We start from the raw sequence: 21240 nt of genomic DNA, 5'->3' as shown, positions 1-21240 counted from the left end.
TTAGTTCTTGAGATTGATGGTGTGGCTCCGCAGCCATGCCATGAACGCGCGCGGATCGCTCACGCGGGCGTCTATGTCCTCTGCCGGAATGGGGTGGCCAATCACCGGCGCTTGCGGCTTGTCGAAGGCATGCACGACTTCATGCAGCAGCAGGCTCTGGCGCAGCGTCGGCGACACCTGCGCAGCCATCTGGTAGGCGCGCGAATTCGATCCGGGGAAGAAGCAAGGCACCACGGTTGCACCGGACGTGCGGATCATCTTGGCGGTAAAGACGTTCCATTCTGCCTCGATCGCCGGTCCGAACATCGACTTGGCCGAAGCCACAACGCCCGATGGGAACAGAGCGATCAAGCCGTCGTTCTTCAGGTGCTCCATCGCTGCCTTGCGCATGTCGATCATCTTGCGCTGCGCATCTTCCTCGTGCGGGAACGGCACAGGGATCATGTAGCTCGCGGCGCTTTCGTCGATGCCGGCAAGGATCGAGCGGGTCAGAATGCGGTAATCGGAGCGACGGCGGCCGATCAGCGCGGCCAGCACCATGCCGTCCACCAGACCGTGTGGGTGGTTGGCAACGAAAATCACAGGCCCCGTTTCGGGGATGCGGGCGATCTGTTCTTCGGGCGTCTGGATGTCGATCCCCATGACCTGCATGGTGGCTTCCCAGAACGCCTGCCCTTTCGGATTCCCGAGCTTTTCGAAATTGCGGATACGCCGGATGATCGAATATTTCCCAGTCAGCCATTCGATCCCGCGAATGACGTTCCGCTTTACCGGATTTTCAAAGGTATTCGAGTACGTCAGGCTGCGGCGGTCATAGACAGGTTCGTTGCCGGACGGGTTGCGCTTAGGCGAGGAGTCCATGGTGTCGACCACGGTTCAATTTCCTTCACCGAACTTGTCGGCCACCAATGCATCGATCGCTTCCATCAACTCGTCGGCCTGCGGACCCGAAGTTTCGACCTCGATGTGAGAGCCGATCGCAGCGCCAAGCATCAGCAGACCCATGATGCTGTCACCGGAGGCACTGTCGCCGTCCTTGCTGACAGTACAGGATGCGTCATGCGCTTCGACGACTTCGACCAGTTTGGCTGAGGCACGGGCGTGAAGGCCCTTGATATTCATAATCTGCAAACGGCGAGAGGGCATTAACGATCCGAGTTAACTTGATGACTATTGATATATTTTCGACCAGCCGAGAGTGCTGCGTCAACAGCGTCGGGCACAGTGCGGCCACGGCTTTTGGCTAGTTTAATGAGCATAGGAAGGTTCATGCCGTAAAGGATGCGGCGATTGTCGGGGCTACAGGCGCGCAGCGACAGATTCGAGGGTGAGCCGCCGAAAATATCCGTCACGATCACCACGCCGTTGCCCATATCGACTTCGTCAGCAGCATCGCAGATTTCAGCCTGTTTGGCGGCGCGATCATCTTCGGGACCGGTGGATATCGCTTTCACGCCGGTCTGTGCACCAACGACATGTTGCATCGCCGCGAGGTATTCGCGTGCGAGTCCGCCATGCGCAACGATCACGATCCCGATCACGCTTCCTGTCCTCGTAATGCCCTGTCGCTTTCTGGGCGACGTTCCAGTTCCCGATGGCGTTTAGACACTTGCCATCCATCCTCTGCAAGCGCTTTTGCCAGCATTTCAGTCAAGGCGACGGAGCGGTGTTGCCCTCCGGTACAGCCGAATGCGATGGCGAGGTGCGATTTGCCTTCTTCCTGATAAGCAGGGAGCAAAAGCCGCGCCATGTCCACTACTCCAAGAAAAAACGCATCAAATCGTTCATCTTCGGCCACATATTGAGCGACAGCACTGTCGCGCCCGTCCTTGGTCCTGAGCGCCGGTTCCCAATGCGGGTTCCTGAGAAATCTACAATCCAGAACGATATCGAGCCCGCGCGGCAGGCCGCGCTTGTACGAAAAGCTCTCGATCGTAATCGCGAGCGATTTGCCCTCTTCAGGACGGAACCAGCCCTGAACCTCTGCACGCGCCTCGTGCGGCGTCATGGCCGTCGTGTCGATCAGGATACCCGCACGCGCGCGGATCGGCTGAAGCAGGTCACGTTCGCGGGCAATCCCTTCGATCGGGGCACCTTCCACCGACAGCGGGTGACGGCGGCGGGTTTCCGAGAAACGCCGGATCAACGTGCTTTCATCGCAGTCCATGTAGAGAACTTGCAGATCAAACCGTTCGTCCTCGGCGAGCATGTCGATCTTGTTAATCACCGCATTGACCGAGAAATCGCGGTTGCGGACATCAAGACCAAGCGCGAGCGGACGCTCTAGCGGCTGGCCTTCGATCAGGCGGTCCATGAGGCTGATTGGCAGGTTGTCGATGACCTCGAAACCGATGTCTTCCAGCGCACGCACAGCAGTTGTCCGTCCGGCACCGGAGGGTCCGGTCACAAAGATAATCTGCTGTTTTTCCGGCTCGGTCTGCATCGCTAATCTGATCTGCCCCTAAGAAGATACTGACGGATTGCATAAACAAAGTGAATGCCATCCACCCTGTAAAGGAGCGGTACTTCGCGATTGTGTAATCTTTTCGTGCGCCAAGGCGGGAGGCGGTCCTCTTCGACCTGATCGAGATCGACAATCATCGCCAATTCAGCCTCCACGGCGTCCGCTTTGAGCAGCCCGACACCCCGTGCTTCGATTTTCCCACGAATCGTGTGAGGGCTTCTCACGGTCAAATCGGGGAGGACGTCGACTGCATCGTCACCCACGAGATCACAACCGAGCGCGAGCAGCTGAAGCGCCAGAGTAGACTTGCCCGAACCCGAGCGGCCGGTGATGAGAACCGCCCGCCCGTTCAAGGCTACACATGATGCGTGAAGTCGCAGGGCCTCAGATCGGGAGGCCGACGACAAAGCGTGCCCCCAGCGGGTCGGATGTGATGTCGGCATCGCTCGGGCGAATGTTCTCGGCCCAGATCACGCCGCCATGCGCTTCTACGATCTGTTTGGAAATCGCGAGGCCAAGACCGGAGTTGTTGCCGAACTGACCAGCCGGACGCTGCGAATAGAAGCGTTTGAAGATCTTCGTCAGCGCGACATCCGGAATACCCGGACCCGTGTCTTCAACGACGATCAGCACGCGGTTTTCGCGGCGGCGCGCCCAGACGCGGATTGCATCGCCCTCTTCGCAGAACGAGGTCGCGTTGGTGATCAGGTTAACGAACACCTGCGCCAGACGACCCTCAAGGCCCGAAATACGGATCGGCTCTTTCGGCAGGTCGGTAAGGTATTCGATGCCCTTGTCCCGCGCCTGTTCGCCGAGGAATTCGTTCAGATTGCCGAGCATTTCGATGAGGTTGAACTCGACCTCTTCCTCGCGCACCAGTTCGGAATCGAGGCGAGATGCGTTCGAGATGTCGCTAACCAGACGGTCGAGGCGGATCACATCGTGCTCGATGACTTGCAGCAGCTTTTCGCGCTGATCGTCACGCTTCGCCACGCGCATCGAGCCAACGGCAGAGCGCAGGGATGCCAGCGGGTTCTTGATCTCGTGGGCGACGTCGGCGGCGAACTGTTCGTTCGCTTCGATCCGCTCGTAAAGTGCGGCGACCATCCCGCGAAGGGCGCTCGACAAGCGGCCGATCTCATCAGGACGCGCAGTCAGGTCGGGGATACGGATACGGCTGGGCGACATCTTGCGAGCGTTGCGATCACGGCCAAGCTCGGCGGCTGCGGCAAGGTCGGACAGCGGGTTCGCAATGGTGGATGCCAGCACCAGCGACAGGCCGATCGACACCATAATGCCGATGACGAAAATCTGGAGCACCATCTCGCGCTGACGGCGGACCAGCTCGTCCAGCTCACCAGCAGCGCCAAGCATCACAACCACCCCGACCGGCTGCCCGTTCTGGATAATCGGCGTGCTGACGCGGAACATATTGCGACCGTTCGGGTCAGCATCAGTCGAAATCGCGGTGCCGGCAGAAAGGGTTTGATCCACAGCAATCCGCGCGAATGTCTCCGGATCAGAGGCACTTGGCGACGAGTTGTTGGGCGAAAAGATACCGGCCAGACCGTCCCAAACCGAATTCAGGATGTCCGTCAGGAACGTACCGCCACCAGCGCCATCAAGGCCAATGATATCGCTTGATGTCTCGGCCACCTTATCGGCAACAAGCTGACCCGTGCGGTCGAACACGAACAGATGCACACCGCCGCGCAGGTCTAGCGAGCTGACCGTGGTCGGCACGTCCACACCGTCGCCAGCCATCAGGTTGACGGGCGCACCCGCGGGCAGCTGCGCTTCGATCACATCTGCGACCAGCTCGGCTTCGCTTACCAGACCATTCGCCCGCTGAAACGCGAGATGGTCCCGGGAAGGGTTCATCCACAGTACGCCACCGACCATGATAATCATAGCGAGCAGGTTGAACGTGATAATCTTGCGCGCCAACGGCGACTGGTTCAGCGAGAACCAAGTGCGGCGTTTACGGCGCGAGGACGTGTCATCGCCAAAGTTCATCTCCGGCGAGACATATTCATCACCAAGCACGACATCAGAACCGCTCGCTGCGCCACGCACCGAGCGAAGATCCCTTACATCGACCTTGGACGTGATCGTCATCGGACTTTATTCTTCGTTGTATCGATAACCGATACCATAAAGCGTCTCGATCGCGCTGAACTCTTCGTCGACCTGACGCATCTTCTTGCGCAGACGCTTGATGTGGCTGTCGATCGTACGGTCATCAACGTAGACCTGATCGTCGTAGGCCACGTCCATCAGCTGATCGCGCGATTTCACGAAACCCGGACGCTGGGCCAGAGCTTGCAGCAGCAGGAATTCGGTGACGGTCAGCGCGACGTCCTTCCCCTTCCAAGTCACAGCGTGACGAAGCGGGTCCATGGTCAGCTGGCCGCGGGCCATGACCTTATTGTCGTCGGTTTCCTCGGGAACAACACCGGCGCGTGCTTCCTGACGGCGGAGCAGTGCGCGGATACGCTCGACGAGCAAACGCTGGCTGAAGGGCTTCTTAACGTAGTCGTCCGCGCCCATACGGAGGCCCAGAACCTCGTCGATCTCGTCATCCTTGGAGGTGAGGAAAATCACCGGCATCGCGCTTTTCTGGCGGATGCGTTGCAGCAGATCCATCCCGTCCATGCGCGGCATCTTGATGTCCAGAACCGCGAGGTCCGGCATCTTCTTGTTGAATACGTCGAGTGCAGCCTGACCATCGTTATACGTCTCGACCTCGAACCCTTCGGCTTCGAGTGTCATGGCAACAGAGGTCAGAATATTCCGGTCGTCGTCGACCAAAGCAATTTTGTGCATGGGTTATTACCCCTTCAGCCTGTCTTTTTTATATATGCCCGTTTTGAGAACACTTGTCCTCCGTTTCCCATAACGAATCAACGTCAAACTGTATTCCGCCATGTTTGCGGAAACGGGACCGTGGCGAAAAATCCTCTTGTTATCGCAATCATCCACTTTCGGAAAATGTTTGCGCTATCGGTTTGCGTTAACAGCAATTTGGTTGCGCTAACAAAGGGTTAAAGGGGTTTTTTGGCGGAAAATCATAGTGCTATGTGAAATGGTCACGGGGCACAGGAGGCCCCTTTATCAGGAGAGAGACAATGGACCACGGACGGGTTAACCCCACCATGAAGCTTCAAGACCAAGGTATTTCGGGTCTGGGCTCGGTCTATTATAACCTGATGGAACCGGCCCTCGTTCAAGCGTCCCTTACAGCCGGAGAGAGCACTCTCGGTAAGGGTGGCGCACTTCTGGTCTCAACCGGAAAGCACACCGGCCGCTCGCCCAAAGACAAATTCGTCGTCCGTACCCCCGAGGTCGAAGACACCATCTGGTGGGAAAACAACGCGCCGATGGAGAGCGCTGCGTTCGACACCCTGCACGACGACATGCTGGCCCACATGGAGGGCAAGGACTTCTACGTTCAGGACCTCTTCGGCGGCGCCGACCCGTCGCATCGCCTCGACGTACGTCTGGTGACCGAGCTGGCATGGCATTCGCTGTTCATCCGCCACATGCTGCGCCGTCCGGAGCGCGAGGAGCTCGACACCTTCACGCCGGAATGGACCATCATAAACTGCCCCAGCTTCAAGGCCGATCCCGCCAAGCACGGCTGCCGCAGCGAAACCGTCATCGCAATGAACTTCGCCAAGAAGTTCATCCTGATTGGCGGCACCGAATACGCTGGCGAAAACAAGAAGTCGGTGTTCACGCTGCTGAACTACCTGCTGCCGGAAAAGGGCATCATGCCGATGCACTGCTCGGCCAACCACGCTATCAACAATCCGGTCGATACTGCGATCTTCTTTGGCCTGTCGGGCACGGGTAAAACCACCCTGTCGGCGGACGAAACCCGCACGCTGATCGGCGACGACGAACACGGCTGGTCGGATCGCGGCACCTTCAACTTCGAAGGCGGCTGCTACGCCAAGACCATCAACCTCTCGGCAGAAGCCGAACCGGAAATCTACGCCACGACGTCGAAGTTCGGCACGGTCGTTGAGAACATGGTCTTCGACAAGGACACGCTGGAACTGGATTTCGAGGACAACTCGATCACCGACAACATGCGTTGCGCCTACCCGCTGCACTACATCTCGAACGCATCGGAAAAGGCGCTCGGCGGTCATCCGAAGAACATCATCATGCTGACCTGTGACGCATACGGTGTTCTCCCGCCGATTTCCCGCCTTACTCCGGCGCAGGCAATGTACCATTTCCTGTCGGGCTTCACCTCGAAGACCCCCGGCACCGAAGTTGGCGTGACCGAGCCGATCCCGACCTTCTCGACCTGCTTCGGCGCACCGTTCATGCCGCGTCGTCCCGAGGTTTACGGCAAACTGCTGCAAGAAAAGATCGCCACTCACGGCGCGACCTGCTGGCTGGTGAACACCGGCTGGACAGGCGGCGCATTTGGCACCGGCTCGCGTATGCCGATCAAGGCGACCCGCGCTCTGCTGGCGGCTGCGCTTGATGGCACCCTGTCGGAATCCCACTTCCGCAAGGACCCGAACTTCGGCTTTGAAGTACCGGTCGCTGTCGAGGGCGTCGACGCAACCCTGCTCGACCCGCGCGCCACTTGGGCTGACGCTTCGGCCTACGATGCGCAAGCATCGAAGCTGGTTGAAATGTTCGCGGACAACTTTGCCCAGTACGTCCCGTTCATCGACGACGACGTCAAAGCCGCCGCTATCGGCTAAGGCAATCGCAGAGTTGTGACGAAGGGCTGGCGGTTTCGCTGGCCCTTTTCCTTTGCGAGTGGCACGCGCTTTGCCAACATAGCGGCATGATGAAACTTGCCGCTCTGACCGCCTCGCTCCTCTTTCCATCGCTCGCGCTTGCTGAAGTGAGCGCCGAGCCTGAAATCGTCCTCGGTGAAGTCGGCCTCCATTGCCCTTACCGCACCGCGGGCAGCGTTCCTGCCCCGAATACAGCGTACGGCGCGGTCGACGAGATTGATGGCGAGCCCGCTGCCATTTCACAGACCACGGTCATCCCTGCGCTTCTGGATATGGGCTTCGGTGTCGAATACCGCCTCGCCGACGGGGTGAGCCTGCCATCCGCCGAGGTCCAGCTAACCCACCCACCGATGGGTCCCAATGGCATCACAGTACAGCGCTGGACCACCCACCCATCGAGTGACGACATGGGCTTCACCATCTACCGCTTCGATTTCCCCGAGGAAGTCGTGACCGGCAAGTGGACCTTCGAGCTGGTCGCCGATGGCAAATCACTGTTCAAAGCAGAGTTCGACGTCATCCCCGCCCCGCCGGGCGTTACGTTCGAGAGCCTTTGCATGGGTGGAAGCCTGCTGTCTTAACCCAGCAGCCCGCGACGCACGAGGTTCACGCCCGCGATCAAGAGCACCCAGAGCGTCGCCTTGCGGAACACTGCCTGATTGATCCGGTCGTGGATTTTGAACCCGATCCACATGCCAAGCACCGCAGGCACCAGCATCACCAGCGAGAATGAGACCGTGTGCTGGTTCAGGATGCCCGACTTCAGGTGCCCCGCCAGCAGCATCACTGACCCGAGCCCGTAAACGACACCCTGCACGACGAATTGACGCGCTTTGGGTGTCTCGACAGCCACCAGATACAGTACCGTTGTCGGCCCCCATGTGCCCGCAAACCCGCCAAGGATACCCGAAGCCAGACCAGCGATCACCGACGCAATCGGACGGCGTTCCGGCGGGATGACGATCTTGAGGCCCGACAGCTGCACCAGACACAGCGCCGTCACGACGACCCCAAGGCCAAGGAGCATGGTGTCCGCCGAAACGACTTTCACGAATTGCGACGTAATCAGGATCATCACGCAGGTCAGCAGGACATAGAGTTTGTATTCCTTCAACGCCTCGACCGCTTCGCCAAAGCCTGCCTTCGCGACCTGCAAGAAGTTCGACACCACAATCGGCAGAATGATTGCCGCGATCACCAGTTTCGGGTCGAGCAACACCCCCATGCCTGAAATCATAATGAGCGGCATGGCAAAGCCGACCGCTCCTTTGACGATGCCCGCAATGACTGTCACAGCAAAGGCGAAGACCAATAATTCAGGCGAAATCAGTGAGAAAATGCTATCCATAGCGACGTTGTACGCCTGCTGATTGCGTATGGCATCAGAATTCGAATGCGACAGATTAGGTCACGAAGTAACTTTATGGCGAAATATTATTGCGCTGCGGATGCAAAGGCTTTATCTCTGCAGCAGCAAAAAGGAGTCGCACATGCCACATGACGGACAGGACATCACCATGACTGCCACGCCAGTATTGAACGACCTTCTGAGCCTGACCGGGGCGACGATTGCACCGCTTGAGCAGCTGCTCGAAACGGCAACTGCAAACGTGCGCGACCTCGTGTCCGACAACGGCCGCGTGTCGAGTGCGCTGATCGAACAGAACCAGACCGCTTCCCACGGCCTCGCGTGGCTCGCGACCTATGTCGAGAGCCTGCGCCAAATGCACACGTGGGCCAGCCGCCTGAATGGCGAGGGCAAGCTCAAGGAAACCGAACAGCTCCTTTTGCAGATCGCATTCGGTGAGTACCTCGCCCAGATCAAAGGCGGCATCCCGATGTCGCAGGGCGAAATCCTGCGCCTCACCACGCTCGGCGTTCAGGACACTCTGACCGGCGACGCTGTGGACATCCTTCTGCAAAACGCGAACACCCAAGCCGCTCGCTCGCGCCTTGTCCACCTGATGCAGGAACAAGCGGCCGAGATCACCGTCGGCAACTGCGGTCTCGACGACGAACTCGAGATGATCCGTGAACAGTTCCGCCGCTACGCCATCGACCGCGTGGAACCGAACGCCCACGAATGGCACCTGAAGGATGAACTGATCCCGATGGAGATCATCGAAGAGCTCGCCGAAATGGGTGTCTTTGGCCTCACCATCCCCGAAGAGTACGGCGGCTTTGGCCTGTCCAAAGCGTCGATGGTCGTCGTGTCCGAAGAACTTTCGCGCGGCTACATCGGCGTCGGCTCGCTCGGCACACGCTCTGAAATCGCGGCCGAGCTGATCCTCGCTGGCGGCACCGACGCACAGAAAGAAAACTGGCTGCCGAAACTGGCCTCGGGCGAAATCCTCCCCACCGCCGTTTTCACCGAACCCAACACCGGCTCCGACCTCGGCTCCCTGCGCACCCGCGCTGCCAAGGACGAAAACGGCGACTACCGCATCACCGGCAACAAAACGTGGATCACCCACGCGGCCCGCACCCATGTGATGACGCTGCTGGCCCGCACCGATCCGAACACCACCGATTATCGTGGCCTGTCGATGTTCCTCGCGGAAAAGACGCCCGGCACCGACAACGAACCGTTCCCGACCGAAGGCATGACCGGCGGTGAGATCGAAGTCCTCGGCTACCGCGGCATGAAGGAATACGAGCTCGGCTTCGACAACTTCAAAGTTAAAGGCGAAAACCTCCTCGGCGGCGAAGAGGGCAAGGGCTTCAAACAGCTCATGCAGACCTTCGAAAGCGCCCGCATCCAGACCGCGGCCCGCGCAATCGGCGTTGCCCAATCCGCTCTTGATGCCGCAATGCAATACGCCATCGACCGCAAGCAGTTCGCCAAATCACTGATTGATTTCCCGCGCGTGTCGGACAAACTCGCGATGATGGCCGTCGAAATCATGATTGCCCGCCAGCTCACCTACTTCTCGGCTTGGCAGAAAGACCACGACAAGCGCTGCGACCTCGAAGCCGGCATGGCCAAGCTTCTCGGCGCCCGCGTCGCTTGGGCGGCTGCTGACAACGGTCTGCAAATCCACGGCGGCAATGGCTTCGCACTCGAATACAAGATCAGCCGTATCCTCTGCGACGCGCGTATTCTGAATATTTTCGAGGGCGCCGCCGAAATCCAAGCGCAGGTCATCGCCCGCCGCCTGCTCGGCTAACCTGCCTTTGTGCCCCAAATATCCCGGGGTGAATGCGAAGCAGAGGGGCAGCGCCCCTTAGTCGAGGCGAGCAATCGCCTCGATCAACCTGTTCCGAGCCACCGGCACCGAACGCGCCCCATCACCAAACACGCGGTTCTCGATGAAATAACCCGTCGTGCCGAGCGCCTTTGCGATCTCGGCATTCGATGCGTCACCCTCGCCTTTCATTACCGGAACAAGTGGCAACAAGCGCGAAGCCCACTCGCCTGCGCCATGCGCGCTGACCGCTCGCCCTGACTTCGGCGACACGAACGCGAGGTCTTCGTTCACGCCCCTCACCGCACAAGCGGACAGGTCGAGCCCATATCCAAGCTCTTCCAAAAGTGCCATTTCCCATTGCAGATAGGCGAGCGGCCAGAGGTCGCTGTTGCCGAACAGATCGAACAGCCGAATCGTGCGCTGATACAGCTCTTCGTGTTTCTCACGCTCTGGTAAGGATTGGGATAGCAAAGCGCAAACGGCACCGAGGCCACTCAACGCTAATCGATCACCCAACACGGAGGCCGCGCGGCTCCGCACCGGCTCGACGATGAAACTGCCCAGATGTTCGTTGAGCCGCGCTTTCCAATGGACGGAGATCTGTGTGCCAGGTTGGAGCGTCGCCGCCATCTTGCGACTACCGCCACCGCGCACGACGCCTGCGTGGCGGCCTTGGGTCGGCGTGAACACCTCGATGATCATCGAGGACTCGCCATGCGCGCGCGCAGCGATCAGCACACCTTCATCGCGCCATTCAATCATGCGGACCTCTTGCGAGGGCGGCTATTCCAATCCTGGCTCGTCAAGCAAGTGCCGCCCGTGACGGTCTTCAACTTCGATGACCCAGAGGTCGCTGTCAAATGACACCTGCTTGCCGACCGACTGATCGACATCGCGCTCCGGCCCTTCGCTCAGCACCATCCATTTGCGATCGCCCGTCATCAGATCGAACGACCGCTGGAACGCCTTGGCCTGTCCGTCGAGCGTGTTGAGCTTCACGAGGACAGCACCGGCTGTCTCATCCCCCTTCCGGACGACGAATGCAGGAATATCGTAGACACGCAGGCGCGCCAGATAGGCCGACACCCAAACGCCGGAGGCGAGCCTCATGCGTTGCCGTCTTTGAAGTCGAGGCCCATTTCCGAATAGCGCTCGCTTTCTTCTAGCCAGTTCTCGCGGACCTTCACCTGAAGGAACAGGTGCACACGGCGACCGAGGAATTCTTCGAGCTCTTCACGCGATGCTTTACCGATCGCCTTAGCCGTCTCACCGCCTTTGCCAAGCACGATGCCCTTGTGACCGTCGCGGCTGACATAAACGATCTGGTCAATGCGGGCAGAGCCGTCTTTGCGCTCTTCCCACTTCTCGGTCTCGACGGTCAGCTGGTACGGCAGTTCCTGATGGAGGCGCAGCGTCAGCTTTTCACGGGTGATTTCAGCAGCAATCATGCGCATCGGCAGATCGGCGATCTGGTCTTCGGGGTAAAGCCACGGGCTTTCGGGCAGCTGCTGGCCCAACCACTTCTTCAGGTCCTTACAGCCGTAGCCCTTCTCGGCCGAGATCATGAAAGTCTCTTCGAACGGGTAAGCTTCGTTCATTTTCTGCGACAGCTTCAGCAGGTCTTCGGCCTTTACGCGGTCGATCTTGTTGATCGCCAGCGCAACGCGCGTGCCCTCACGCTCTTTCAACGCTTCGATGATCGACTTCACGCCATCGGTCATGCCGCGATGCGCTTCGATCAGCAGCATCACAAGGTCCGCATCGGCAGCGCCGCCCCAAGCGGCAGCGACCATTGCACGGTCAAGGCGACGACGCGGGCGGAACAGGCCGGGGGTGTCGACGAACACGATCTGGTTGTCACCATCCATCGCGACGCCGCGGATTCGCGCGCGAGTGGTCTGCACCTTGTGGGTCACGATCGACACCTTCGCGCCAACCATCCAGTTCAGCAGGGTCGATTTACCGGCATTCGGTTCACCGATAAGGGCGACAAATCCGGCGCGGGTCTGGTTTTCAGTCATTCTGTCACCTTTTGCAAAAGAGCCTTGGCCGCGGCCTGTTCGGCTTGTCGTTTGGAACCTGCTGTCGCTTGAGCGGTCGGGCCGGACGACAGGCGGACTTCGATCACAAAGACAGGTTGATGGTCAGGGCCGCTGCGATCAAGCTCGACGTAACGCGGCGGCTGCTCGCCCCGCGCCTGCGCCCACTCTTGCAGCGACGTTTTGGGGTCGCGTGCGTCGAGTTTCACTTCCTCGACACGGTTGCCCCAGAGTTTCAGTACGACGTCACGCGCGACCTCGAAACCGGCATCCAGATAGATCGCGGCGATGATCGCTTCCATCGCATCACCCAACAGGGCTTGTTTACGGCGACCGCCGGACTTCTGTTCAGACCGGCCAAGCTTCAGGACCGCACCGACGTCGATCTCGCGTGCAACCTCGGCACAGGTCTCTTTGCGCACGAGCGCATTGTAACGCGGTGCAAGCACGCCCTCGGACGCCTCGCGGTCGGCTTTGAACAGCGCTTCGGACATCACAAGACCCAGAACGCGGTCCCCGAGGAATTCGAGCCGCTGGTTGTTGTCCCGATTCGGAGTGGACATCGAGGGGTGCGTCACAGCACGAACGATAAGATCGGGGCGCGTAAATTCGTGCCCCAGCCGCTTGGAAAAAGCGACCAATTCAGCAGACAGTTTCATTTCACAGCCTTCAGGATGCGCGCAGGGCGCCAGTTCCAGACAGAAAATGCCGACGGTCCGTTATAGGAGTAAAGTATCCGATGCGCCTGCCCAATCACAGCCGCATGGGGCACCATCCCGAAACCATTGACCTGAGCCGCATACCTGCTGTCGGCGGTATTGTCACGATTATCCCCAACAATAAAATAGTGATCGGCCGGAACGCGGAAAACAGCCGTGTCGTCCGACGGCATCCGGTCAAAGATGTTGAGCACTTGGTAAGCCTGCCCGTCCGGCAGTGTCTCGACGTAGCGATCCTTTTCGCAAATGGCCCCGTGACCTACCGCGCCGTTGGTGCAACGCGGAATGTGGCGAAGCGCCCCTTGCGGCTCCATCACTTCTTGGAACGGGTCGATCTGCTCTTGCGGAAGCTGCTCATCATTGAGCCAGACACGGCCATCCTTGAACTGCACGGTGTCGCCACCGATGCCGATGATGCGCCCCATGACCGCGTGCCCGTCCGCACGCTTCAGGGCGACCACATCGCCACGATCAAAGCTGTTGCTGACCTTGCCGACCGCCACAACGTCACCAACCAGAAGGCTCGGCTTCATCGAGCCGCCGACCATAGCAAACGGCTCCCAGAACGCGCGTGTTAGACACAGAAAAGCCAAGATGCAGGCCAGCCCGACCCCGAGACTGCGGAACGCGGTCAGCTCGTAAAGCCTGCGTTGCCCGCGTCCTTTGATCAGCAGCACCAGCACCACGACCAGCGCCAGATAGGGCACGAACATCAGCAGCAACACCCAACCAGGCCAGCGGATTTCGTTCACGCGGCGAAGGAGATGCCCCCACATCGGCACGACGGTCAGCGCGACCAAAAGCCAGAGGAACGTCTCAAGCAGGCGATGATCGGGGAGTGCGGCCCGCTGGTACATCAGCCCCAACTGCGGGACCACACAGATCCCGAGAAACAGCAGCAGTTCGCGGCGCGAAGTCCGACCCGTCCAGTCGTAGCCCCTGATATAGAGCTTGAGCGGATTGAAGGTCGGCTTCGCCATTTCGGCTTACTGGATCGCCTTGAAGAAACGGTCCGAGCGCCAAGTCCAGAATGCGAGGATCGAGCTACCAGCGGAAGAGAAGATTACGCGGTCAGCACGGCCGATAAGGTCTTCGGCAGGCACGAGGTCGAGGCCGGTTGCACCTTCGGCAGGGTTCCACAGGAAGCGGCTGTCGATGGAGTTGTCGCGGTTGTCACCCATGAAGAAGTAATAACCTTCCGGCACCGAGTAGATCTTGGTGTTGTCAGCCGGACGCATACCGATGTCGAGGATGCTGTGCTCCACGCCGTTCGGCAGGGTCTCGGTGTAGCGATACTTGAGGCACATGTTGTCCTCGGTGATCTCGGCGCACTGCGGCTGCGAGCGCTGCGGGCCCTGCGGTGCGCGGCCTTCGATGAACGGCTCTTGCTCGACCATCGGAACGGCCTCGCCGTTGATGTAGAGCTGACCCTGCTGCATCTGGATGGTGTCACCCGGCAGGCCGATCAGACGCTTGATATAGTCCTCGTCTTTGTGGCGGTTACGGAACACGACCACATCGCCGCGCTCCGGCTCGGAGCCGAGGAAGCGTTCGTTGTCGCCTTTAAACGCGCCGCAGAAATCATCCGGACCGATGTCGATACCGAAGCGCTGAATGACGATCGACGGGCAGGACGCGTACGAGTAGCCGTAGGCCATCTTGTTCACGAACAGGAAGTCGCCGATCAGCAGCGTGTCCTTCATCGAACCCGACGGGATCCAGAACGGCTGGAAGAACAGGGTACGGAAGATGCCTGCGATCAACAGCGCGTAAACGATCGTTTTGATGGTCTCGACAATGCTGGCCATCAGGCCGCTCTTTTCGGACATACTCTGCTCCTAGAAAATCAGTTCGCTACATGCTGCCCGGCGTACCTTGTGTCAAGGCAGACACCGGTCGCGCTTCGATCACAACAAAGGCCTGCGCCCAAGGATGATCGTCGGTCAACGTCACATGTACGATGGCTTCGTGCCCTGCGGGCGTCATTGCGTCGAGCCGCTCTTTGGCCCAGCCGGTAAGCTCCATGACGGGCTGGCCCGTGCGTAAGTTGCTGACGGCCATGTCTTTCCACGAAATACCCATTCGCAAACCGGTACCGAGCGCCTTCGAACACGCCTCTTTGGCGGCCCAGCGTTTGGCATAGGTTCCGGCAACGTCAGCGCGGCGTTCGGCTTTGTTCTGCTCGATCTCGGTGAAAACACGATTGCGAAAACGGTCGCCGAAACGCTCCAGCGTTCCCGCGATCCGCTCGATATTCGCGAGATCAGTGCCGATACCGAGGATCATTGCGGATCAGACCTTATTCTCGCGGCGTAGGCGGCCCATCTCGGCCTTACCGCTCAGTCCGAAGAAAATGCGGTTCACAACAGCGCCCGCGAGGCTGATGAAAATGAGCGAGGCCAGCAGGATGGCAACAAAGGTCGTGTCCCCGAACGGCAGGCGCATCGCAGGAACGACCATCCCGACAACAACAGCATATACCATGCTGACTGCCATACCGACAAAAGCTGCACGGAAGGCAAAGACCCAAAGCGTCTTACTGTCAGGAATAGAGTGGGTTTCGCGCACGTGGTTCTGCATCGTGAAGGCGGCCGCACCGATGAACGGGACAATGCCGCTGCCTGCCGAACCAAGGTCGAAGCTCGCGAACTTGAGCAGGGCAAATCTGATCAGGTCGAAGACAATCGTCACAACAAGAAATGCAATGGCGTAGCGCTTGAGGTTCATCAGTTCGTACCTTCGCGGGCTTCATCCATCAGACGGCGCATTTCCTGAACCGCAGGTGTCAGGCCGCGGAAAATGGCCTCGCCGATGATGAAGTGACCGATATTGAGTTCCATAATTTCCGGTAGAGCCGCAATGGGCTTTACCGTGTCGTATGTCAGACCGTGGCCCGCGTGGACCTCGAGACCGAGGCTATCTGCAAACGTCGCCATTTCGGCCAGACGCTCAAGCTCAGCATCACGCTCGGCGAATTTACCTTCGGCGTGGAGATCGCAATAGGCACCCGTGTGCAGTTCGATCACCTGCGCGCCAATGCGGTGCGCGGCTTCGATCTGGCGGCGGTCGGCGGCGATAAAGATCGACACGCGGCACCCTGCATCACGCAGCGGCGCGATGAAATGGGCGAGCCGGTTCTCTTCCTTGGCGACCTCAAGGCCACCCTCGGTCGTCCGCTCTTCGCGCTTTTCGGGGACGATGCAAACGGCGTGCGGCTTGTGGCGTAGCGCGATGGCCTGCATCTCGTCTGTGGCAGCCATTTCAAAATTCAGCGGGCTGGTCAGGGCTTCCATCAGCCCCTCGATATCCGCGTCGCTGATGTGGCGGCGGTCTTCGCGCAGGTGTGCAGTGATGCCATCAGCACCTGCGTCTTCGGCGAGCTTCGCCGCGCGGATCGGATCGGGATATGCGCTACCGCGGGCATTCCGCACGGTTGCGACGTGATCGATGTTGACGCCAAGTCTCAGTTTGCCAGCAGACATGACTTTCTCCCGTTGAATCGAATTACGCGGACATTATCGGGTCTTGCGAGCGCCGTCAGTGTCTTTCGCAGCGTTGAGTTGTCCCAGTTTCGCACGAAGACGTTTGCGGCGACTGTTCTGGTAAGCGCCGATGACAGGTGTCAGCAGGAAATAAACGAGCGTTGCCGCGATCACTCCCGGAATGATGCAACCGATGGCGAACGGCAGGAAGACGTCCTCGAAAAAGATCGCAAGCTGGGTCCAGTCGGTTTTCATCGGCGTGAAAAGCGCGAGGAAATTGTTCCACAGGTCACGCCCTGCCCCCGCAAACATCCCGCCGAGCGTATGGGCCACCTCGCGGTCAGGGCGCGACCCCATAATCAGGTGACCCGTCCAGAGAGAGGTCATCGCAATCGGCACGTAGGTCAGCGGATTGCCAAAGAACGTCCCCAGCAGTGACGCGGGAACGTTGCCGCGAATAACGCGGGAAATCAGCCATGCGATCAGGAAATGCAGTCCAAAAAACGGGGTAAAGCTGGTGAATACACCGGCCGCCAAACCGCGACCGATCTTTTCGGGCGTGTCGGGGAGACGTTGCAAGCGGTGACGGGTGTATTCGAACGCGCGAACCCAGCCCCCTTTCGGCCAGACAACATGGAGCAGCACTTGCCACCAAGGCCGCCTGTCCCGACGCTTGAACACTACTCGTGGTCCTCTTTCCGACGCTTCTCGCGCGTCGGATCTTGCAGACGCGCGATGGAGGAGACGTTACTCTCGGCTTCCAACGCTGTCATGACACGGTGCAGATGTTCGATGTCGCGCAGATCGACGTCCACCTGCAGGCGGTAGAAGTCGGGCTTGCGGTCGATGAAGTTCAGGTCCGAGATATTCGCGTCCTGCTCGCCGATGACGGTGCAGATGCGGCCCAGAACGCCAGCATCATTGCTGATCGTCATGTCGAGCGTCACGGTGTGCGACGCGGAGTGCAGACCGTCCTGCCAATGCAGATCGACCCAACGCTCGGGCTGGTCCTCGAACGCGGCGAGGCCCTGACAGTCAATCGTGTGGATGACGAGCGGTTGGCCGCGGAAGGTGATACCCACGATGCGTTCGCCCGGCACCGGTTGGCAGCATTTGCCGCGATTGTACGACTGATCGGCAGTGATACCGACAACGGCGCGGCTCTGCTCGATCTCTTCACCCTGCTTTTCGGCAAGGTCAGGGTAGATCGCGCGGACGACTTCGCGGGACGTCAGTTCGGCACTGCCCAGACGGGCGAGCATTTCATCCACGTCGTCCATCGCCAGCGTCTTGGCCGCAGTACGCAGAGCTTTGACGGTCGCAATTTTACCAACGTTTTCAAACGCCACACGCGCCAGTTCGCGGCCCAGCTTGATATAGCGCTCGCGGTCTTCCTGACGGAGAGCACGGCGGATCGCGGACTTCGCACGGCCCGTGACGACGATATCGATCCACGTCGCTTCGGGCTTCTGGCCCTCGGCAGTGATGATGTCGACCGACTGGCCGTTTTTCAGACGTGTCCAGAGCGGCACGCGAATGCCGTCAACCTTTGCACCAACGCAGGCCGCACCAATGCGGGTGTGGATCGCGTAGGCAAAGTCGATCGGGGTCGCGCCGCGCGGCAGCTTGATCACATCGCCCTTGGGCGTGAAGCAGAACACTTGGTCCTGATACATCTCGAGCTTGACGGCTTCGAGGAACTCGTCGTGATCGCTTTCGTCGTCGAGGCGTTCAGTCAGCTGCGCAATCCAGCGTACCGGATCGACAGCAAAACGGTTCTCGACGCGCTCACCATTTTTGTAGGACCAGTGCGCGGCAACGCCGGTTTCAGCGACCTCGTGCATTTCGCGGGTACGGATCTGCACTTCAACGCGCTTACCGTCACGGCCCGAAACGGTCGTGTGGATTGAGCGATAGCCGTTCGATTTAGGCTGGCTGATATAGTCCTTGAAGCGACCAGGCACCGAGCGCCAACGCTGGTGGATCGCACCAAGCACGCGGTAGCAGTCGGCCTCGGTCGCGGTGATGACACGGAAACCGTAGATGTCGGACAGGCGACTGAAGCCCTGATCCTTCTCCTGCATCTTGCGCCAGATCGAGTACGGCTTCTTCGCGCGGCCGTAGACCTCGGCCTGGATGCCGGCTTTCTCCAGTTCGATCCGCATGTCCGAAGTGATCCGCTGGATCACGTCGCCGGTTTCTTTCTGGAGCATGATGAAGCGGCGCATGATCGAATTGCGCGCTTCGGAGTTCAGAACCTTGAACGCCAGATCCTCAAGCTCTTCGCGCATCCACTGCATACCCATGCGGCCCGCAAGCGGAGCGTAGATATCCATGGTTTCGCGGGCTTTCTGGACCTGCTTTTCAGGCCGCATCGACTTGATCGTCCGCATGTTGTGCAGACGGTCGGCCAGTTTCACGAGGATCACGCGCAGGTCGCGCGACATCGCCATAAAGAGCTTGCGGAAATTTTCAGCTTGCTTCGAACGGGTCGAGGTCAGCTGGATATTGGTCAGCTTGGTGACGCCATCGACAAGCTCTGCGATGTCGCGGCCGAAACGGCGCTCGACTTCGGCAAAGTTGGCCTTGGTATCTTCGATGGTGTCGTGCAGCAGGGCGCAGACGATCGTCGCGTCATCCATTTGCTGCTGTGCGAGGATTGTCGCAACCGCGACGGGGTGGGTGAAATAGGGTTCACCCGAGTGACGGAACTGGCCGTCGTGCATCTGCTCGCCGAAATCATATGCTTCGGCGATCAGCTTGGCATTGGTGCGGGGGTTGTATGCGCGGACCAGCGCGATCAGGTCGTCGGCGGTCATCGTTGGTCCTGCGCCTTTCAATCCCTAGGGTCGCGATTAACGCTGGCCCTGTGCCTCCATAAGCTGACGGAGCAGCTTTTCTTCGGACATATCGTCTTCTGCCGGACGATCGTTTTCAGCGCCCATAAGAAGCGCCATCGCGTCTTCTTCCGGCTCGTCGACTTCGATCTGGGTCTGAAGCGATTCGATCATGCGCTCACGCAGGTCGTCGGTCTGCTGGGTTTCTTCGGCGATCTCACGCAGGGCAACAACGGGGTTCTTGTCGTTGTCACGCGAAACAGTCAGTGCGGAACCGGACGAAATTTCACGGGCGCGATGCGCAGCAAGCATCACCAGCTCGAAGCGGTTGGGAACTTTATCGACGCAATCTTCTACCGTTACGCGGGCCATGAGCGCACTCCACTTTTTTATAAGGTGGTCCTAGGAAGCCCCTCACATAAGGTTCCATCCACAGATTTACAAGCGGATTCGCCAGATCGGCCTCAGGCGTACTCGACCACCTCATCGAGCAACTCGGACGGCAGGGCGTCGCGCATCTGTGTCACCGAACGCCCGAGTACGGGATGAACCCACTCGGGCGCGACCTCAGCCATCGGGACAAGTACGAAGGCGCGGTCCTGAATACGCGGGTGCGGCAAAATCAACTGGTCAGGCGCTTCTTTGGTCTGTCGGTCCGGTGGCAGGTCGATCCACTCCTGCAACAAAGTACGGTCCGGAAGCACCTCGTCACCGACACAAAGCAGGTCGAGATCCAACGTGCGCTGCCCCCAACGTTCGACACGCTCCCGCCCGAATTCGGCTTCAATCTCATGGAGAATGGCAAGTATCCGCGCCGCCTCGTTTTTTCCATCGAACCGAATCACTGCGTTTGCATAATCGGGTCCGGAACCTGCGGGAAAACTCGGAGTTCTAAGTATACGACTATTTTTTGTAACTACGCCGAAAGAGTCACCGATTACACGTATTGCGTGAAGGATTGTCTCTTTTGGAGACCCATAGGATGACGTAACGTTCGATCCCAATGCTATTGTGATGCAATTTGTCATACCGGAGTACATCCTGACTTATCTAATATATGTGAATACATAGTTGTAAGGGCCATCCGCCACCCACTCACGATTTATCGGCGGGTCATTTAATTCGGAAGGATATTTCATGTTTTATCGTGATGAGCGATTAGCGCTCTTCATCGATGGGTCCAACTTATACGCTGCTGCCAAAGCGCTCGGGTTCGACATCGATTACAAGCTTCTGCGCAGCGAGTTCATGCGTCGTGGCAAACTGCTTCGGGCTTTCTACTACACCGCGCTTCTGGAAAACGACGAGTACTCCCCCATTCGTCCGCTGGTCGACTGGCTGCACTACAACGGCTTCACCATGGTGACCAAGCCGGCCAAAGAATACACCGATAGCATGGGTCGCCGTAAGGTGAAGGGCAACATGGACATCGAACTGACCGTCGATGCTATGGAACTGTCCCCGCACGTCGATCACATCGTGCTGTTCTCCGGCGACGGCGATTTCCGCCCGCTGGTCGAAGCGCTCCAGCGCAAAGGCGTTCGCGTCTCTGTCGTTTCGACGATCCGCAGCCAGCCGCCGATGATCGCCGACGAACTCCGTCGTCAGGCCGACAACTTCATCGAGCTTGAAGAGCTGCGCGATGTCATCGGTCGTCCGCCGCGCGAGCCGCGTCCGGAAAAGTCGGAAGGCTCCGACACCGCGAAATAAGCACAGAGCCGGGGTCACCCCGGCTTTTTGCTTTT

Annotated in this window: 25 protein-coding genes; 4 read left to right on the top strand and 21 right to left on the bottom strand. The window is 59.2% G+C overall.

Annotation, left to right across the window (positions count from 1 at the left end; all coding sequences use genetic code 11):
• From IF204_RS15155 to IF204_RS15125, 7 genes are read right to left on the bottom strand one after another with little or no spacing between them, the layout of a single operon-like run.
• On the bottom strand, nucleotides 1-861 hold the full coding sequence (locus IF204_RS15155) for a lysophospholipid acyltransferase family protein (RefSeq protein WP_194098251.1): 861 nt from the start codon (nucleotides 859-861) through the stop codon (nucleotides 1-3).
• 15 nt (nucleotides 862-876) lie between these two features.
• On the bottom strand, nucleotides 877-1146 hold the full coding sequence (locus IF204_RS15150) for an HPr family phosphocarrier protein (RefSeq protein WP_194097908.1): 270 nt from the start codon (nucleotides 1144-1146) through the stop codon (nucleotides 877-879).
• Nucleotides 1146-1541: a PTS sugar transporter subunit IIA domain-containing protein gene (locus IF204_RS15145; RefSeq protein ID WP_167636824.1), complete on the bottom strand. Its 396-nt coding sequence runs from the start codon at nucleotides 1539-1541 to the stop codon at nucleotides 1146-1148. Before IF204_RS15145 ends, IF204_RS15150 begins: the two co-directional genes overlap by 1 nt.
• Nucleotides 1538-2443: an RNase adapter RapZ gene (gene rapZ / locus IF204_RS15140; RefSeq protein ID WP_194097907.1), complete on the bottom strand. Its 906-nt coding sequence runs from the start codon at nucleotides 2441-2443 to the stop codon at nucleotides 1538-1540. The genes IF204_RS15145 and rapZ overlap by 4 nt, the downstream gene beginning before the upstream one ends.
• Nucleotides 2444-2445: 2 nt before the next feature.
• Entirely contained in the window at nucleotides 2446-2907 is a 462-nt protein-coding gene (locus IF204_RS15135) for an HPr kinase/phosphorylase (protein WP_194097906.1), read from the bottom strand.
• On the bottom strand, nucleotides 2849-4582 hold the full coding sequence (locus IF204_RS15130) for a sensor histidine kinase (protein WP_194097905.1): 1734 nt from the start codon (nucleotides 4580-4582) through the stop codon (nucleotides 2849-2851). The genes IF204_RS15135 and IF204_RS15130 overlap by 59 nt, the downstream gene beginning before the upstream one ends.
• A gap of 6 nt (nucleotides 4583-4588) precedes the next feature.
• On the bottom strand, nucleotides 4589-5290 hold the full coding sequence (locus IF204_RS15125) for a response regulator transcription factor (protein ID WP_167636815.1): 702 nt from the start codon (nucleotides 5288-5290) through the stop codon (nucleotides 4589-4591).
• Nucleotides 5291-5592: 302 nt separating this feature from the next.
• Here IF204_RS15125 and IF204_RS15120 point away from each other — a divergent pair, with 302 nt between their 5' ends.
• Nucleotides 5593-7191, top strand: coding sequence for a phosphoenolpyruvate carboxykinase (locus IF204_RS15120; RefSeq protein ID WP_194097904.1), 1599 nt, complete (start codon nucleotides 5593-5595; stop codon nucleotides 7189-7191).
• A gap of 86 nt (nucleotides 7192-7277) precedes the next feature.
• Entirely contained in the window at nucleotides 7278-7811 is a 534-nt protein-coding gene (locus IF204_RS15115) for a DUF3859 domain-containing protein (RefSeq protein ID WP_194097903.1), read from the top strand.
• Here IF204_RS15115 and IF204_RS15110 read toward each other — a convergent pair.
• Nucleotides 7808-8578 (bottom strand): sulfite exporter TauE/SafE family protein, encoded by a 771-nt coding sequence (locus IF204_RS15110; protein ID WP_194097902.1) that lies wholly within the window; start codon nucleotides 8576-8578, stop codon nucleotides 7808-7810. The two genes, IF204_RS15115 and IF204_RS15110, sit on opposite strands and share 4 nt — an antisense overlap.
• A 142-nt stretch (nucleotides 8579-8720) precedes the next feature.
• Between IF204_RS15110 and IF204_RS15105 the strand changes: the two genes are divergently transcribed.
• Nucleotides 8721-10397: an acyl-CoA dehydrogenase family protein gene (locus IF204_RS15105; RefSeq protein ID WP_194097901.1), complete on the top strand. Its 1677-nt coding sequence runs from the start codon at nucleotides 8721-8723 to the stop codon at nucleotides 10395-10397.
• Nucleotides 10398-10454: 57 nt separating this feature from the next.
• Here IF204_RS15105 and recO read toward each other — a convergent pair whose 3' ends face one another.
• The 13 genes from recO to folK form a co-directional block, all read right to left on the bottom strand.
• Nucleotides 10455-11180 (bottom strand): DNA repair protein RecO, encoded by a 726-nt coding sequence (gene recO, locus IF204_RS15100; protein WP_194097900.1) that lies wholly within the window; start codon nucleotides 11178-11180, stop codon nucleotides 10455-10457.
• A 21-nt stretch (nucleotides 11181-11201) separates the two neighbouring features.
• Entirely contained in the window at nucleotides 11202-11528 is a 327-nt protein-coding gene (locus IF204_RS15095; RefSeq protein WP_194097899.1) for a DUF1491 family protein, read from the bottom strand.
• The gene (gene era / locus IF204_RS15090; protein ID WP_194097898.1) at nucleotides 11525-12439 is read right to left on the bottom strand and encodes a GTPase Era; all 915 of its coding nucleotides are present in this window, start codon (nucleotides 12437-12439) and stop codon (nucleotides 11525-11527) included. The genes IF204_RS15095 and era overlap by 4 nt, the downstream gene beginning before the upstream one ends.
• On the bottom strand, nucleotides 12436-13116 hold the full coding sequence (gene rnc, locus IF204_RS15085; RefSeq protein WP_194097897.1) for a ribonuclease III: 681 nt from the start codon (nucleotides 13114-13116) through the stop codon (nucleotides 12436-12438). Before rnc ends, era begins: the two co-directional genes overlap by 4 nt.
• Nucleotides 13113-14156: a signal peptidase I gene (gene lepB, locus IF204_RS15080; RefSeq protein ID WP_194097896.1), complete on the bottom strand. Its 1044-nt coding sequence runs from the start codon at nucleotides 14154-14156 to the stop codon at nucleotides 13113-13115. Before lepB (IF204_RS15080) ends, rnc begins: the two co-directional genes overlap by 4 nt.
• Before the next feature lie 6 nt (nucleotides 14157-14162).
• Nucleotides 14163-15005 (bottom strand): signal peptidase I, encoded by an 843-nt coding sequence (lepB, locus tag IF204_RS15075; RefSeq protein ID WP_194097895.1) that lies wholly within the window; start codon nucleotides 15003-15005, stop codon nucleotides 14163-14165.
• A gap of 25 nt (nucleotides 15006-15030) precedes the next feature.
• Entirely contained in the window at nucleotides 15031-15462 is a 432-nt protein-coding gene (gene acpS, locus IF204_RS15070) for a holo-ACP synthase (RefSeq protein WP_194097894.1), read from the bottom strand.
• A 6-nt stretch (nucleotides 15463-15468) separates the two neighbouring features.
• Nucleotides 15469-15903, bottom strand: coding sequence for an ABZJ_00895 family protein (locus IF204_RS15065; protein WP_194097893.1), 435 nt, complete (start codon nucleotides 15901-15903; stop codon nucleotides 15469-15471).
• Complete coding sequence (locus IF204_RS15060) at nucleotides 15903-16658, bottom strand: pyridoxine 5'-phosphate synthase (RefSeq protein WP_194097892.1); 756 nt, start codon at nucleotides 16656-16658, stop codon at nucleotides 15903-15905. The genes IF204_RS15065 and IF204_RS15060 overlap by 1 nt, the downstream gene beginning before the upstream one ends.
• A gap of 33 nt (nucleotides 16659-16691) precedes the next feature.
• Nucleotides 16692-17303, bottom strand: coding sequence for a DUF2062 domain-containing protein (locus IF204_RS15055; protein ID WP_322743296.1), 612 nt, complete (start codon nucleotides 17301-17303; stop codon nucleotides 16692-16694).
• A gap of 35 nt (nucleotides 17304-17338) precedes the next feature.
• A complete protein-coding gene (locus IF204_RS15050) occupies nucleotides 17339-19477 on the bottom strand; it encodes a RelA/SpoT family protein (RefSeq protein WP_194097890.1) in 2139 nt (712 codons plus the stop codon).
• A gap of 36 nt (nucleotides 19478-19513) precedes the next feature.
• Entirely contained in the window at nucleotides 19514-19867 is a 354-nt protein-coding gene (gene rpoZ / locus IF204_RS15045) for a DNA-directed RNA polymerase subunit omega (protein WP_167636783.1), read from the bottom strand.
• Nucleotides 19868-19959: 92 nt separating this feature from the next.
• Nucleotides 19960-20523 (bottom strand): 2-amino-4-hydroxy-6-hydroxymethyldihydropteridine diphosphokinase, encoded by a 564-nt coding sequence (gene folK / locus IF204_RS15040; protein WP_194097889.1) that lies wholly within the window; start codon nucleotides 20521-20523, stop codon nucleotides 19960-19962.
• Between the two features lie 109 nt (nucleotides 20524-20632).
• Here folK and IF204_RS15035 point away from each other — a divergent pair, with 109 nt between their 5' ends.
• A complete protein-coding gene (locus IF204_RS15035; protein WP_194097888.1) occupies nucleotides 20633-21205 on the top strand; it encodes a LabA-like NYN domain-containing protein in 573 nt (190 codons plus the stop codon).
• Nucleotides 21206-21240 lie beyond the last annotated feature (35 nt).

Source organism: Marivivens aquimaris, assembly GCF_015220045.1.
In the GTDB taxonomy this organism is placed as follows: domain Bacteria; phylum Pseudomonadota; class Alphaproteobacteria; order Rhodobacterales; family Rhodobacteraceae; genus Marivivens; species Marivivens aquimaris.
The sequence above is the reverse complement of the archived record's forward strand: the minus strand, read 5'-3'. Positions and strand labels throughout refer to the sequence as shown.

Bases quoted from the DNA above. Each gene is read 5' to 3' on its own strand.
- IF204_RS15155 (WP_194098251.1), bottom strand. From the start codon at position 861: ATGGACTCCTCGCCTAAGCGCAACCCGTCCGGCAACGAACCTGTCTAT.
- IF204_RS15150 (WP_194097908.1), bottom strand. From the start codon at position 1,146: ATGCCCTCTCGCCGTTTGCAGATTATGAATATCAAGGGCCTTCACGCC.
- rapZ (WP_194097907.1), bottom strand. From the start codon at position 2,443: ATGCAGACCGAGCCGGAAAAACAGCAGATTATCTTTGTGACCGGACCC.
- IF204_RS15135 (WP_194097906.1), bottom strand. From the start codon at position 2,907: ATGCCGACATCACATCCGACCCGCTGGGGGCACGCTTTGTCGTCGGCC.
- IF204_RS15130 (WP_194097905.1), bottom strand. From the start codon at position 4,582: ATGACGATCACGTCCAAGGTCGATGTAAGGGATCTTCGCTCGGTGCGT.
- IF204_RS15125 (WP_167636815.1), bottom strand. From the start codon at position 5,290: ATGCACAAAATTGCTTTGGTCGACGACGACCGGAATATTCTGACCTCT.
- IF204_RS15120 (WP_194097904.1), top strand. From the start codon at position 5,593: ATGGACCACGGACGGGTTAACCCCACCATGAAGCTTCAAGACCAAGGT.
- IF204_RS15115 (WP_194097903.1), top strand. From the start codon at position 7,278: ATGATGAAACTTGCCGCTCTGACCGCCTCGCTCCTCTTTCCATCGCTC.
- IF204_RS15110 (WP_194097902.1), bottom strand. From the start codon at position 8,578: ATGGATAGCATTTTCTCACTGATTTCGCCTGAATTATTGGTCTTCGCC.
- IF204_RS15105 (WP_194097901.1), top strand. From the start codon at position 8,721: ATGCCACATGACGGACAGGACATCACCATGACTGCCACGCCAGTATTG.
- recO (WP_194097900.1), bottom strand. From the start codon at position 11,180: ATGATTGAATGGCGCGATGAAGGTGTGCTGATCGCTGCGCGCGCGCAT.
- IF204_RS15095 (WP_194097899.1), bottom strand. From the start codon at position 11,528: ATGAGGCTCGCCTCCGGCGTTTGGGTGTCGGCCTATCTGGCGCGCCTG.
- era (WP_194097898.1), bottom strand. From the start codon at position 12,439: ATGACTGAAAACCAGACCCGCGCCGGATTTGTCGCCCTTATCGGTGAA.
- rnc (WP_194097897.1), bottom strand. From the start codon at position 13,116: ATGAAACTGTCTGCTGAATTGGTCGCTTTTTCCAAGCGGCTGGGGCAC.
- lepB (WP_194097896.1), bottom strand. From the start codon at position 14,156: ATGGCGAAGCCGACCTTCAATCCGCTCAAGCTCTATATCAGGGGCTAC.
- lepB (WP_194097895.1), bottom strand. From the start codon at position 15,005: ATGTCCGAAAAGAGCGGCCTGATGGCCAGCATTGTCGAGACCATCAAA.
- acpS (WP_194097894.1), bottom strand. From the start codon at position 15,462: ATGATCCTCGGTATCGGCACTGATCTCGCGAATATCGAGCGGATCGCG.
- IF204_RS15065 (WP_194097893.1), bottom strand. From the start codon at position 15,903: ATGAACCTCAAGCGCTACGCCATTGCATTTCTTGTTGTGACGATTGTC.
- IF204_RS15060 (WP_194097892.1), bottom strand. From the start codon at position 16,658: ATGTCTGCTGGCAAACTGAGACTTGGCGTCAACATCGATCACGTCGCA.
- IF204_RS15050 (WP_194097890.1), bottom strand. From the start codon at position 19,477: ATGACCGCCGACGACCTGATCGCGCTGGTCCGCGCATACAACCCCCGC.
- rpoZ (WP_167636783.1), bottom strand. From the start codon at position 19,867: ATGGCCCGCGTAACGGTAGAAGATTGCGTCGATAAAGTTCCCAACCGC.
- folK (WP_194097889.1), bottom strand. From the start codon at position 20,523: ATGACAAATTGCATCACAATAGCATTGGGATCGAACGTTACGTCATCC.
- IF204_RS15035 (WP_194097888.1), top strand. From the start codon at position 20,633: ATGTTTTATCGTGATGAGCGATTAGCGCTCTTCATCGATGGGTCCAAC.